This is a genomic window from Amycolatopsis sp. NPDC051071 (assembly GCF_040682875.1).
Lineage (GTDB): Bacteria > Actinomycetota > Actinomycetes > Mycobacteriales > Pseudonocardiaceae > Amycolatopsis.
The window spans coordinates 26376-38843 of the sequence record NZ_JBFBBY010000035.1 but is presented as its reverse complement, the minus strand read 5'-3'; the positions used below and the strand labels follow the sequence as shown (position 1 = coordinate 38843).

Annotated in this window: 11 protein-coding genes; 7 read left to right on the top strand and 4 right to left on the bottom strand. The window is 68.4% G+C overall.

Features of this window, described 5'->3' with window-relative positions; all coding sequences use genetic code 11:
- Positions 1-34 precede the first annotated feature (34 nt).
- The 3 genes from AB0M65_RS14650 to AB0M65_RS14640 all read left to right on the top strand — a co-directional run bounded on the left by AB0M65_RS14650 (position 35) and on the right by AB0M65_RS14640 (position 4353).
- On the top strand, positions 35-1006 hold the full coding sequence (locus tag AB0M65_RS14650; RefSeq protein ID WP_364026881.1) for a lysylphosphatidylglycerol synthase transmembrane domain-containing protein: 972 nt from the start codon (positions 35-37) through the stop codon (positions 1004-1006).
- Positions 1007-1270: 264 nt separating this feature from the next.
- Complete coding sequence (locus tag AB0M65_RS14645; RefSeq protein WP_364026878.1) at positions 1271-2884, top strand: hypothetical protein; 1614 nt, start codon at positions 1271-1273, stop codon at positions 2882-2884.
- Positions 2881-4353, top strand: a complete 1473-nt coding sequence (locus AB0M65_RS14640; protein WP_364026875.1) for a hypothetical protein — start codon at positions 2881-2883, stop codon at positions 4351-4353. Before AB0M65_RS14645 ends, AB0M65_RS14640 begins: the two co-directional genes overlap by 4 nt.
- On the opposite strand, the gene AB0M65_RS14635 is transcribed toward AB0M65_RS14640, so the two are convergent.
- On the bottom strand, positions 4305-5564 hold the full coding sequence (locus AB0M65_RS14635; RefSeq protein WP_364026872.1) for a hypothetical protein: 1260 nt from the start codon (positions 5562-5564) through the stop codon (positions 4305-4307). The genes AB0M65_RS14640 and AB0M65_RS14635 overlap by 49 nt on opposite strands.
- 101 nt (positions 5565-5665) lie before the next feature.
- Here AB0M65_RS14635 and AB0M65_RS14630 point away from each other — a divergent pair, with 101 nt between their 5' ends.
- Positions 5666-6400: a lysophospholipid acyltransferase family protein gene (locus AB0M65_RS14630; RefSeq protein ID WP_364026869.1), complete on the top strand. Its 735-nt coding sequence runs from the start codon at positions 5666-5668 to the stop codon at positions 6398-6400.
- 17 nt (positions 6401-6417) lie between these two features.
- Here the strand turns inward: AB0M65_RS14630 and AB0M65_RS14625 are convergent, their stop codons facing one another.
- Positions 6418-7218, bottom strand: coding sequence for an HAD family hydrolase (locus AB0M65_RS14625; protein ID WP_364026950.1), 801 nt, complete (start codon positions 7216-7218; stop codon positions 6418-6420).
- Positions 7219-7337: 119 nt separating this feature from the next.
- Between AB0M65_RS14625 and AB0M65_RS14620 the strand changes: the two genes are divergently transcribed.
- The 3 genes from AB0M65_RS14620 to AB0M65_RS14610 all read left to right on the top strand — a co-directional run bounded on the left by AB0M65_RS14620 (position 7338) and on the right by AB0M65_RS14610 (position 10032).
- The gene (locus tag AB0M65_RS14620; RefSeq protein ID WP_364026866.1) at positions 7338-8231 is read left to right on the top strand and encodes an LLM class flavin-dependent oxidoreductase; all 894 of its coding nucleotides are present in this window, start codon (positions 7338-7340) and stop codon (positions 8229-8231) included.
- 323 nt (positions 8232-8554) lie between these two features.
- Positions 8555-9592 carry an MBL fold metallo-hydrolase gene (locus tag AB0M65_RS14615; protein ID WP_364026863.1) on the top strand — a complete coding sequence of 346 codons (1038 nt, stop codon included), beginning with the start codon at positions 8555-8557 and terminating at the stop codon, positions 9590-9592.
- Positions 9589-10032 (top strand): GNAT family N-acetyltransferase, encoded by a 444-nt coding sequence (locus AB0M65_RS14610; RefSeq protein ID WP_364026860.1) that lies wholly within the window; start codon positions 9589-9591, stop codon positions 10030-10032. Before AB0M65_RS14615 ends, AB0M65_RS14610 begins: the two co-directional genes overlap by 4 nt.
- A gap of 110 nt (positions 10033-10142) precedes the next feature.
- Here the strand turns inward: AB0M65_RS14610 and mnmA are convergent, their stop codons facing one another.
- Positions 10143-11234, bottom strand: coding sequence for a tRNA 2-thiouridine(34) synthase MnmA (gene mnmA / locus AB0M65_RS14605; protein ID WP_364026857.1), 1092 nt, complete (start codon positions 11232-11234; stop codon positions 10143-10145).
- Positions 11235-11239: 5 nt separating this feature from the next.
- Positions 11240-12436 carry a cysteine desulfurase family protein gene (locus AB0M65_RS14600; protein ID WP_364026854.1) on the bottom strand — a complete coding sequence of 399 codons (1197 nt, stop codon included), beginning with the start codon at positions 12434-12436 and terminating at the stop codon, positions 11240-11242.
- Positions 12437-12468 lie beyond the last annotated feature (32 nt).

The window sequence follows — 12468 nt, the reverse complement described above, 5'->3', positions numbered from 1 at the left end:
CCTGCGGCGACAGAGTTTTGTGCGAGGAGGTTCAGTGACGACCGTCGAAACGCCCGAAGGGGAGTCTCCGGTTGCGGTAAAGCAGCCGAAATCCACCAAGGCGAAGATCCTCGACGTCGTCCGCTGGATCGCCATCCTCGCGGTCGTCGGTTTCGCCGCGAAGACCCTGGTCGCCAATTGGGGTGAATTCTGGCGGACGTTGTCCGACGTCGCCTGGGAATCCTCCACGTTGAGCCTGCTCGCGCTGATCGCCGCGATCATGGTGTCGACCCACGGCTGGCAGGTCATGGTCGACGACCTCGGCAAGCCGATCGGCTACGCCAGGGGCGCGCAGATCTGTCTCGTCGGCTCGCTCGGCAAGTACGTGCCGGGTTCGGTGTGGGCGTACCTGCTGCAAATGGAGCTGGGCCGCAAAGCCGGGCTCGCGAGGGCCCGGATCTTCACCGGTTCGCTGATCCAGCTCGGCGTCGGTGTGGTGTCGGCGCTGGTCGTCTCGCTGCTCGCGGCCCCCGCCGTGTTCAGCAACAGCCCGCGCGCGATGTGGTTGTTCGTGCTCATCCCGGTCGGGCTGGCGATGCTGCACCCGCGCGTCCTCACCTGGGGTACGTCGCTGGTGCTGCGGACCCTGCGCCGCCCGCCGCTGGACCACCGGCTGAGCTGGTCGGTCGTCGGCAAGGTGTTCGGCTCGTCGACAGCGGCGTGGGCGCTGCAGGGCGTGCACCTGTGGCTGCTGGCGAACTCCGTCGGCACGCCCGGCTTCAGCGGGTTCGTGCTGTGCGTCGGCGCGATGGCCGTCGCCATGACCGTCGGGACGTTCGCGTTCATCCTGCCCAGCGGGGTCGGTGTCCGCGAGGTCGCGCAGGTCGCCGTCCTCACCGCGTCCGGCCTCACCGTCGGCCAGGCGACGGCTTTCGCCATCGCTTCGCGGGTCATGTTCACCGTCGCCGACCTGATCACCGCCGGCGCGGCCGCCCTCTCCGCGCGCCTCGCCGCTCCCCGCAATTAGTCCTCTAGTTGCGGTAGTTGCACGCGCAAGGACCGCAACCAGAGGACGAAACGCGGTCAGGGCCGTCACGCCGGACGAGAGGGTTACCCGAACGGGTCACATCCCGACGGGGAAAACGGCGGAGTGCTGCCTACTCCGAGCGCATTCGACTCACCCATTCGTGTCAAGTAACTGCGCCGAAAGAAACACCTTAGGGCGGTGATCGATACTTGACCGTAGTCTTTTCGTCAGGGGAGAGGCTCGGCCCGGGAGGGTGGGGATCAGGTGGTGATCGCGGTCGTCGGCGCCTGGTTCGTGGTCGCCGCCTTCGTCCTCCTGGCCTGGCCCAAGATCAGTGCCGACCGGAACTGGCGTGTCGCCGCGCTCACACTGACTCTCGGTTTCTCGCTGATACACCAGCTGTTGTTCATGACCATCGCCGAAGACGCCTACATCACTTTCCGCTACGTGCAGAACATCGCCGACGGCAATGGGCCGGTGTTCAACACCGGCGAACGAGTCGAGGGCTACGCCAATTTCCTCTGGATGATCGCGATCGCGTTGCCGAAGGCCGCTTTCGGGGCCGATATCGAGACGTCCGCGATCGTGCTCGGCATCCTCGCCACCCTCGGCGCCGTCCTGCTCGCGTACGTCACGGTCAACCGGGTGGTCGCGCGAGCGGCCGGCGAACCGCGTCCGGCCTACGGCGTGGCCGCCGCGGTGCTCGTCGCGGGAGCGGGCGGTCTCGCAGCGTACGGCGGCTCCGGCACCGAGACGCCGTTGTTCGTTCTGCTCGTCTTCGGCGTCTTCGCCTCCCTCGCGGGACGGCACCCGGTCGTCGCCGGGGTGCTCGTCGCCTTCGCGATGATGACCCGGCCGTCGGGGCTCCTGCTCGCGGTACTCGTCGGGCTTTGGCTGGTCGCCGCCGCCCTGCGCGGCCGGTACACCTGGTGGTCACCGGCCGGCTGGCTGCTCGGCGGGCTCGTCTTCGCCGTGCCATGGACGGCGTGGCGGCTGACCTATTACAACCACATCCTGCCGACGTCGGTCCTCATCCCCTTCGACATCGATGTCGGTGCCAGATTCGACCGCGGCTGGCAGTACTTGTCGGGGTTCGCGGTGGCGCACCAGGGTTTCCTGCTGCTCGGCCTGGTGTCGGCGGTGGCGCTGCTGCTGCGCCGCCGCAACGGCCGAACACCGCACGAGGCCGAGGCGCGGTCGCTGACCTGGCTGATGCTCCTCACCGCCGCCGGGCTCACCGGCTTCGTGGTCTTCTTCGGCGGCGACCCGGGACCGGCGTGGCGCCTGCTCGCGCCGATTCCGCCGCTGCTTTCGGTGGCGGCGGTGTCGGTCTACGGCGTGCTCACCGCGGTCACCAAGCCGAGCCCGCGGCCAAGGCCGCCGGTGCAGCGCCTGATGCCCGCCGTCGCGATGACGTTGTCCGGGCTCGCTGTGCTGGTCTCGGTGTTCAGCCCGGACATGCTGGCGCGCGTGCGTGCCTGGCACGACCACGGCACGCAGATGGAGGAGATCGGCCGCTGGCTCGACGCCTACCTGCCGCCCGGCTCGATCGTGAGCACCTCCGCACCCGGTGTGCTGTCGTATCACGCTGGGACGCAACTGCAGATCGTCGGCGTCCGCGGCCAGACCGAAGACACCGGAGAGGCCGTCGTCTTCACACGTCGTCCGACGCTCGCCGTCATCACTGACAGCGGCTACTCGGCGAAGCAGTCCTGCGTGATCGACCCGGCGTACGCGTCGAGATACCGCGTCGCGACCTTCCGCCGCGAAGGCACCTCGTCGTGGCTCACCGTTTTCCTGCGGGCGGACGTCGAGCGGTCGGTCATCGCGGCCCTCGACCTGTCACCCGATTTCCGCCACGTACCGTGCCTTTCGTGAGTGTCGACGAACTGAGCCCTGCCGCGCTGGAAGTGACGTCGCGCCGTGGACGCCTGTTCGGCCTCGGCGTGTTCGCCGCCACGCTCACCGTGCTGCTCGTCCGCTTCCTCGTGCCGCGCCCGGTCGGGCTCTCCGACAACGGCGACGGTTTCCGCGTGCTGTGCGGCGCGGGTATCCCGTGGAAGGGCAAGCCGGAGCAGTTCGCGCGGCTGGAGTACACCGTCCCGGCAGGCGAATGCGACGCGACCTATCTGCTGAGCCAGAGCTGGTTCGCGCGGATCGCGCGATCACTCGGCGGGCTGCTCGGCCTGGAATCGACGCTCAGCCTGGTCGTTCTCGGCGTACTTATGAGCGTCCTCGCCGCCGCCGCGGTCGCGCTGATCGTGGTCGGCCTGCCGTACTCGCGCCGCGTCCGCGGCTTCGCGGCCGTGGGGCTGCTCCTGGTCGTCGGAGACTCCGCGTTCTTCGGTTACTTCGCTTCCGTGCTCGGCGAAGGCGCCGCGTTCCTCGGAATTCTGCTCGCCCTCGGAGGCCTGCTGGTGGCCGCGCGGCCGGGCTGGTGGCGCTACGCGGGGTTGGCCGTGCTGCTCTTCGGCGGCATCGTCGCGGTCAACGCCAAGGTTCAGACGCTGATGATCCTGCCGTTGCTCGCGCTCGCGGTCCTGCTCGTCCGCCCGGCCGGGGTCCGCGGCCTGAAGCGGTGGCTTCCACTGGTGTTCGTCATCGGCGCGCTCGCCGGAGGTACGGCCTACGCGCAGCAGACCGTCGAGCCGGCGAAGCTGCCCGACGGCTCGCTCGCCGCACGTCCTGGCGACGATTCACGCGAGATCAACGTGTTCAACACGATCTTCCTGACCATTGTGGACGGTCGGCATGACGCGGTGGCCGACCTCGCCGCGCTGGGACTGCCCGCCTCGTTCGCACAGTACGCGGGCAACGGCTGGTGGCATCAGAAGCCGGCGACGATGGATCCCGAATACCCGAAGTACCGCGAGCAGATCAGCAGGCACAACGTCGTCGGCTACGTCGCCACACATCCCTTGCGCACCCTCGAAATCCTGAACGGCGCGGCAGGCGACCTGCTCACCGCGCGGCCGCCCTACCTCGGCAGTTTCGACCAGTCGGCCGGTTTCGCCCCGGAGGCGCGGGAATTCCGGGTCCCGATCGCGTCGACCAGCACCAACCTGCTGGCGCCACTGGGTTTCTTCGCGTTGCTGCCGATATGGGCCCTGATCGCCTGGCGTGGCTGGAAGACCCGGCGAGACGCGGTGGGCGTCGCGCTGGGCTTCCTGCTCGCCGTCGCCGCCGGGCAGTTCGCGCTGGCGGCACTGGGTGACGGCCTGGAGAACGTCAAACACCAGGTCATCGCGTTGTATTGCACGTTGCTCGCGGTGGTACCGGCGCTGGTGACCTTCGCGCATCAGGAGCGTTCAGAGTCCCTGACGTCGCCGACATCCAACGTCCCTTGATGTGGCCCGAATCCGAGGAAGCCGTTGCCCTGTGCCCAACGCGACTTCGTCGTGAAGGACATCAGTGCGGCGAAGATCAGTAGTGCGACGGCGTCGATCCAGAACACCGCCGCACCGGTGACGAGCCGCAGGTTCACCGCGATGTAGAGGAAGAACAGCGCGCCGACCCAGAGCCGCCGTCCCTCGCTGCGCTGCTGGTCGAGTACGAGTGCGGTGACCGCGACGATCAGCGGCGCCATCATCACGAACACCCGCGGGGTGTCCGTCGCCACCAGTCGCCCGGCCAGGCAGCAGGCGAACAGCCAGACACTGGAGATCAGCAGTTCCGCGCGCAGACCCTGGCGCCGGTACTGCTGGTAGAGGCCGTAGCCGAAGATCAGCCAGAAGAAGTGGAACGTGCTGAACAGTTCGACCTGACCGGTGCCCTTGCTCGCGTTGAGCGCGAACCGGATGTTGTCGAGCAGACCGCTGTTGGACTGCCCGGCGCCGAAGCCGTAGTCGCCGCCGATGAGGTTCTGCGCCCAGAGCCGGTAGCCGGCGTAGGCGCCGAGCGCGACCACGAACACCCCGATGCCCCCCAGGACATCGCGATCGCGGAACGAGCGGCCGCGCGTCCACGCGACCAGCGGGTACAGCGGCGCCAGCAGAAGGGTGGTCTCCTTGTTGATCGCACCGAGCACGATGACGATCGCGAACGGGATCAGCTTGCGCTTGAGGATGAACCAGATCGCCAGCAGATAGAGCAGGTTGTTGAGCGGATCCACCAGCCACGGGTTGCTGAACGCGTAGGGCGCGTACCAGAACGTGCAGGCCAGCGCGATCGACGCGAGGACGGAGGTGAACAACTGCAGCTTCAGGCAGGAGCGCAGGAATTCGAAGAAGACGAGGATCGTGGCGAGCGTGACCACGAAGGTGAAGGCGACCCAGAGGACGTCGAGCGAGAGCCCGGTCAGCAGATTGCCGCGATGAACGATCCACGGGCTCAGCATCCGCAACGCGAACGGGTTTTCCACGGCCGCGCCGGTCTGCTCGGACATGCGGTAGTAGTTCACCGCGTCGCCCCAGGCCTGTTCGTGCGGCTTGGGGAACTTCGGCATGAAGGAGATCAGGTTGATCAGGGAAATCGTGCCCAGCGCGAGATAGGCCCACCAGCGCTGAGCGCCGGGCCTGCCTCTCGGCAGCAAGGAGATTTCGGTGGTTTCGTGCGTCACCAACGCATTTTAGGGTACTGACCTGGGGCGATGACGTGAACGCCCGGATGTGACCTACGCTACCGTAGGTTGGTTACCCTACGGTAGCGTAACCTGGACGAATGGCTGAGCTCGTTTACCCGCCCGTCATCATGGCGGCGAAACTCATGTTCCGGGTGCTGGACAACCGCATCCGGGTGGAGGGCACCGAGCACATCCCCGCCACCGGTGGGGCGGTCATCGCCTGCAACCACGTGAGCTACCTCGACTTCATCTTCTGCGGGCTCGGCGCCCAACCGGCGAAACGCCTGGTCAGGTTCATGGCGAAGAAGGAGATCTTCGGTAACCGCGTCGCCGGTCCGCTCATGCGCGGAATGCACCACATCTCCGTCGACCGCGGTGCGGGTCTCGCGTCGTACCACGAAGCCGTCGAGCGGCTGAAGGGCGGCGAGGTCGTCGGGGTGTTCCCCGAAGCGACGATCAGCCGCTCGTTCACCGTGAAGGACATCAAATCCGGCGCCGTCCGGATGGCCGCCGAAGCGGGCGTCCCGGTCGTGCCGATGGCGCTGTGGGGCACGCAGCGGCTGTGGACCAAGGGTCACCCGAAGGACCTCACCAAACGCCACGTCCCGATCTCAATCCTCGTGGGCGAGCCGATGCACCCGAAGGCCGACGAGGACGCCGAAGTCCTTTCGAAGGACCTTCGCGTGCGGATGTCCGCGCTGGTGGACCGGGTCCAGGCGGATTACCCCGAGAAGCCGTCCTCCGACGACGAGCGCTGGTGGCTGCCCCAGCACCTCGGCGGAACCGCGCCGACGCCGGAAGAGGCCGCCCGGCTCGACCGCGAGCGCCGCTGAGCCGCCAGACACGCCCTCTAGAACCAGCGTTCCAGTACCTGCGCGACGCCGTCTTCGGAGTTCGGCGCGGTCACCTCGTCGGCGACGTCCAGTACGTGGCGGTGCCCGTTGGCCATCGCCACCCCGTGCCCGGCCCAGCCGAGCATCTCGACGTCGTTGGGCATGTCGCCGAACGCGATCACCCGTTCGGCCGGGACGCCCAGCCGCTCGGCGACCTCGGCCAGCCCGGTCGCCTTCGTGATGCCGTGCGCGGCGACCTCGATCAGACCGGAGTTCGTCGAATAGGTGATGTCGACCGAACCGTCGAGCACCTCGCGTGCCGCCAGCGCCATCTCGTCGGAGCTCATACCGCGCCTGCTGATCATCAGCTTGACCGCCGGATGCCCGAGCACCTCGGCCCTCGGTGCCTCCGTGCCCTCGTGGTCGCCCCAGGGATTGTGGTAGTCCGGCTCGATCACGAAGTTGCGCATTTCCGGGTCCAGCGCCGACTCGCCGATCCGCTCCGCGGCGTACCGGCAGCCGGGAAGGGCGTGATCAAGAGCACTCACGGTGTCGTGCAGCAGTGTGGGTTCCAGCATTCCGTGTACCGCCACGATGCGGTCCGTCCCGACCTCGTACAGCACCGCGCCGTTCGCGCAGACCGCGTACCCGGTCAGGTTCAGCGGATTCGCGATCGGTGCGATCCAGCGCGGCGGACGGCCGCTGACCAGCACGAAGGGGACTCCGTCCTCGGTGACCCGCCGGACGATGTCGATCGTGCGTTCGGACAGGGCCTCCATCGGGCCGAGCAGGGTGCCGTCGACGTCGGAGGCGATCAGAAGGGGTTTGTCCACCGGCACATTGTCCCCGAAGATCCGCCTATCGGGCGAAGTGTCGGTCTGGACCAGTACTCCGCCGCCCTCAAGGAGCAGCTTCGCTTCGCGGTACCTTCGCAGGTGTGCGCGTAGGCATCGTGATCCTTCCGGAAGATCGTTGGTGGGCGGCCGAGCCGAAATGGCGGGCCGCCGAGGAATACGGCTTCGACCACGCTTGGACGTACGACCATCTCGGCTGGCGGACTCTCGTCGACGGCCCGTGGTTCAGTGCGATGCCAACGCTGACGGCGGCCGCGATGGTGACGTCGCGGATCAGGCTCGGCACGTTCGTCGCCTCGCCGGTCGCGCGGCACCCCGTGCCGTTCATGCGTGAGCTGACCACCCTCGACGACATCTCCGACGGCCGCTTCATCCTCGGCGTCGGCGCGGGTGTCACACCGGCCCACTACGACGCCGCCGTCCTCGACGGCCCGGAGCTGTCGACGAAGGAGCGCACGGACCGCTTCGCCGAGTTCGTCGAAGCGCTCGACGGGCTCCTGATGACCGACGGGTTCGACTTCGAGGGTGAGTACTACCGCGCCAAGGGTGCGCGGAACCTGCCCGGCTGCGTACAGCGGCCGCGGCTGCCGTTCCTGGTCGCCGCGAACGGCCCCCGCACGATGACGCTCGCCGCACGCTTCGGTGCGGGCTGGGTCACCACCGGGATCAAGGCCGAAACCCAGGACGAGTGGTGGAAGGGCATCGCGGGACTCGTGAAGACCTTCGACGAGCGAGTCGAGGCCGTCGGCCGCGACAAGGCGAGCGTGCAGCGCTTCCTGAGCCTCGACTCGGCGCCGGTCTTCTCACTCTCCAGCGTCGGAGCGTTCACCGACGCCGCCGGCCGGGCCGGTGAACTCGGCTTCACCGACATCGTCACGCACTGGCCGCGCTCCGGCGATTACTACGTCGGCCGCGAGTCGACGCTCGAAGAGGTCGCCAGTGACGTACTCCCGGTACTCCAAGGAAAGACCTCTTAGGCCCCTACGCTCCGGCGCCGCCCTGCCCGCCGGAAGTACAGGAAGGCCCCCTTCCTTGCGCTAGGCGCAAGGAAGGGGGCCTTCATGTACTGCGAAGGTCGAGTTCCCTCGGCTCAGCCGAGGGAAGGGGGCCTTCACGCGCCGTCGCCGTGGCTGACGTCCTTCACGGACCGGGCCCCACCCGCCGTACTCAACGCACGTCCCAAAGCACGCACGAGCAAGTGACGCGGGTCTCACCCCACTCAAGTGGACACTCGGCTTCCGGCGGCTCAAGGTGGAGGAACTGGGCGGCACGCTGGAGTGCGTCCGGGACGGAGGTCACCATGGAGCCGTTGCCCGAAGACGGCGAACGGGACTGGGCCGAACCAGGCGTCTACACGGTTTCGCCGGGGGTCCATCGGATCCCGCTGCCCTTGCCCCACGACGCGTTGCGCGCGGTCAACGTCTACGTCGTCACTGACGGCACCCGCCTGGTCCTCGTCGACTCGGGCTGGGCGCTGGAGTCGGCACGCGAGCGGCTTTCGCGCGGACTGAAGGCGCTCGGCGCCGACCTCGGCGACATCGACGAGTTCCTGATCACCCACGTCCACCGCGACCACTACACGCTGGCCGTCGAGCTGCGTCGCGAGTTCGGCGGGAAAGTCGGGCTCGGGAAGCTGGAAGAGCCGTCGCTGACGCGCTCGGGTGATCCGGACCGGTTCCCGATGGAGGCGCAGGTCGATCTGCTCAACCGCTGCGGCGCGGCGCCCGTGGTCGAAGAACTCGCCAAGGCGTTCGGCGGCGTCCGGCATACCGAGGCGCATCTGTGGGAGCAGCCGGACGAGTGGCTCATCCCCGGCAGGCGTGAGATCGTGCCCGGCCGCAAGTTCGACATCGTGCATACGCCGGGGCACACCGCCGGACACGTCGTCTTCGCCGACGACGAGGCCGGTCTGCTGTTCTCCGGCGACCACGTGCTGCCGCACATCACGCCGTCGATCGGGTTCCAGCCGGTGCCCGCCGACCTGCCGCTAAGCGACTACCTCGACTCGTTGCGCCTGGTGCGTGAGATGCCGGACAGGCGCATGCTCCCCGCTCACGGCCGCGTGACCGACAGCGTCCACGCCCGGGTGGACGAACTGCTGGAGCACCACCGTGACCGGCTCGAAGTCATGGGCGCGGAGATCACCCCGGACGTCACGACGGCGTACGAAGTCGCCATCCGGCTTGGCTGGACGCGCAGGCTGCGGAAGCTTCCCGAGATGGACCCGTTCAACCAGATGCTCGCCGTCCTCGAAACCGGTTCGCATCTGGATCTGCTGGTGGCCCAAGGGAAACTCACCGCGACCGAGACCGACGGGGTGCGACACTACGCCTCATGATCATCCGTCCAGCCCGCCAGGAAGACGTCGCGGCGATCGTCGGCATGCTCGCCGACGACCAGATCGGCAGCACACGTGATTCCGCCGACGACCTCACGCCGTACCTCAAGGCCTTCGAAGAGATCGACGCCGATCCGGCGCAACTGCTGGTCGTCGCCGACGACGCCGGGGAGACCGTCGGCACGCTGCAGCTCACGATCATTCCGGGGCTGGCGCGGAAAGGCGCGCTGCGCGGGCAGATCGAGGCCGTCCGGGTGCGGGCGAGCCATCGTGGTTCCGGGCTCGGCGGCGAACTGATGGCGTGGGCGATCGAGGAGTCACGGCGGCGGGGCTGCGCGCTCGTCCAGCTGACGTCCGACGTGAAACGCGTGGACGCGCACCGGTTCTACGAACGCCTCGGCTTCGAGGCAAGCCACACCGGCTTCAAACTGAAGTTCTGACCCTCACCCGCGTGTCGCTGTCCGCGGCTTTATAGACATATCCGCGGTCACGCCAGGCTTGACAGTCGCACGCGCAAGGACCGCAACCAGAGGACTAATTGCGGAGGGGGTCAGCGGGTGCCGGAGATCTTCGCGCTGCCGAGGACGAGGTCGCCTTCGGCGGCATCGGTGCGATACAGCACGACGACCTGGCCGGGTGCGACACCGGTCAGCGGCTCCCGCAGCTGCACGGTCACCTCGTCGCCCTCGACCTCGGCGACGGCCTCGACGATCCCGCCGTGCGCGCGCACCTGGACGACGCATTCGGTGGGCCCGTCCAGCGGCCGTTCGCTCGGCCAGATCGGGCGGTCCGCCTCAATCACGTTCACGCCGAGGTCCCGCGCCGAACCGACCTTCACGGTGCCCGAAACCGGCTCCAGCGAAAGCACGTAGCGCGGACGGCCGTCCGGCGCGGGCGCCTCGATGCCGAGGCCCTTGCGCTGGCCGATGGTGAAGCCGTGCACGCCGGTGTGCTCACCGAGCACGGCGCCGGTCTCGGCGTCGACGAGCTGACCGGGACGCTGGCCGAGCCGCTTCTCCAGGAAGTTCTTGGTGTCGCCGTCCGGGATGAAGCAGATGTCGTGACTGTCCGGCTTGTTCGCCACCGAAAGGCCGCGGCTCTCGGCCTCGGCGCGGACGTCGGTCTTCCACGAATCGCCCAGCGGGAACAGCGAATGCCGCAGCTGCTCCGGGGTCAGCGACGCCAGCACGTATGACTGGTCCTTGCCGGAGTCGACACTGCGCCGCAGCTCCGGTACACCGTCCACAAGGGACAGGCGAGCGTAGTGCCCGGTGGCGACGGCGTCGAAACCGAGCGCCATCGCCTTGTCCAGCAACGCTTCGAACTTGATTTTCTCATTGCAGGTGACGCACGGGTTCGGCGTGCGGCCGGCGGCGTACTCGCCGACGAAGGTCTCGATGACCTCTTCGGTGAACCGCTCGGCGAAGTCCCAGATGTAGAAGGGGATGCCGAGGATGTCGGCCGCGCGTCGCGCGTCTCCCGAATCCTCGATCGTGCAGCAGCCGCGGGAGCCGGTGCGCAGCGTGCCGGGCTTCGCCGACAGCGCCAGGTGCACGCCGACGACCTCGTGCCCGGCGTCCACGGCGCGTGCGGCGGCCACCGCCGAGTCCACTCCCCCGCTCATCGCGGCCAGTACGCGCATTTCCCTCACACCTCTTGCTTCTGCGTCTGCTTGCGCATTCCCGCGAGCCCCGCCTGCCTCGCCCTGTCGACGACGCCGGAGATCTCCCTCGAAACCGCTTCAACGTCTTCCGGCACCGAGGTATGCCCGAGCGAGAACCGCAGCGACCCGCGCGCGGCCGCCGGTTCGGCACCCATGGCCAGCAGCACGTGGCTCGGCTGCGCGACACCCGCCGTGCACGCCGATCCAGTGGAACATTCGATGCCCTTGGCGTCCAACAGCATTAACAGGCTGTCACCCGCGCAACCGGGGAAGGTGAAGTGGGCGTGCCCCGGCAGGCGCTCGCCCTCGCCGCCGTTGAGCACCGCGTCCGGCACCTCGCGTCGGACGGCCTCGATCAGGTCGTCGCGCAGTTCGGTGACGCGTTTGGCGTACTCCTCACGGCCTTCGACGGTCGCCTTCACGGCCGTCGCGAACGCGATCACCGCGGGGACGTCGAGCGTGCCCGAACGCACACTGCGTTCTTGCCCACCACCATGCAGCACCGGGACGCACGCCGTGTCGCGCCCGAGCAGCAGCGCGCCGACGCCGTACGGGCCGCCCAGCTTGTGCGCGGTCAGGGTCAGCGCGGCGGCACCGCTCTCCGCGAAACCGACCGGCACCGCACCGACGGCCTGGACGGCGTCGGTGTGCAGCGGGATCGCGTGCTCGGCGCAGACGGCGGCGAGTTCGGCGATCGGGTTGACCGTGCCGACCTCGTTGTTCGCCCACATCACGGTGGCCAGCGCGACCGTCTCGGGGCTGTCCCCGATGGCTTCACGCAAGGTCTCCGGCAGGACGCGGCCCGCTTCGTCGACCTCGACCCAGACGATCTCGGCGCCCGCGTGCTGCTCCAGCCATTCGACGGAATCGAGGACGGCGTGGTGCTCGACGGCACTGCAGAGCACCCGGCGGCGCTTCGGATCCTCGTCGTTGCGGGCCCAGAAGATGCCCTTGACCGCGAGGTTGTCGCTCTCCGTGCCGCCACTGGTGAAGATCACCTCGGACGGCCGGGCACCCAGCGCCTCGGCGATCACCTCACGGGCTTCTTCGACCCGGCGGCGGGCCTGGCGCCCCGAGGAATGCAGCGCGGAGGCGTTGCCCACTGTGGACAGCGCCTCGGACATCGCCGCTACGGCTTCGGGCAACATCGGGGTGGTCGCCGCGTGGTCGAGATAGGTCATCGCATCCACCAGGGTAGACCGCTCCGGGCCGT

Excerpts from the sequence above, each read along its gene's own strand:
- AB0M65_RS14630 (WP_364026869.1), top strand. The coding sequence starts at position 5,666 with ATGGCTGAGCTCGTTTACCCGCCCGTCATCATGGCGGCGAAACTCATG.
- AB0M65_RS14615 (WP_364026863.1), top strand. The coding sequence starts at position 8,555 with ATGGAGCCGTTGCCCGAAGACGGCGAACGGGACTGGGCCGAACCAGGC.
- AB0M65_RS14610 (WP_364026860.1), top strand. The coding sequence starts at position 9,589 with ATGATCATCCGTCCAGCCCGCCAGGAAGACGTCGCGGCGATCGTCGGC.
- mnmA (WP_364026857.1), bottom strand. The coding sequence starts at position 11,234 with ATGCGCGTACTGGCCGCGATGAGCGGGGGAGTGGACTCGGCGGTGGCC.
- AB0M65_RS14600 (WP_364026854.1), bottom strand. The coding sequence starts at position 12,436 with ATGACCTATCTCGACCACGCGGCGACCACCCCGATGTTGCCCGAAGCC.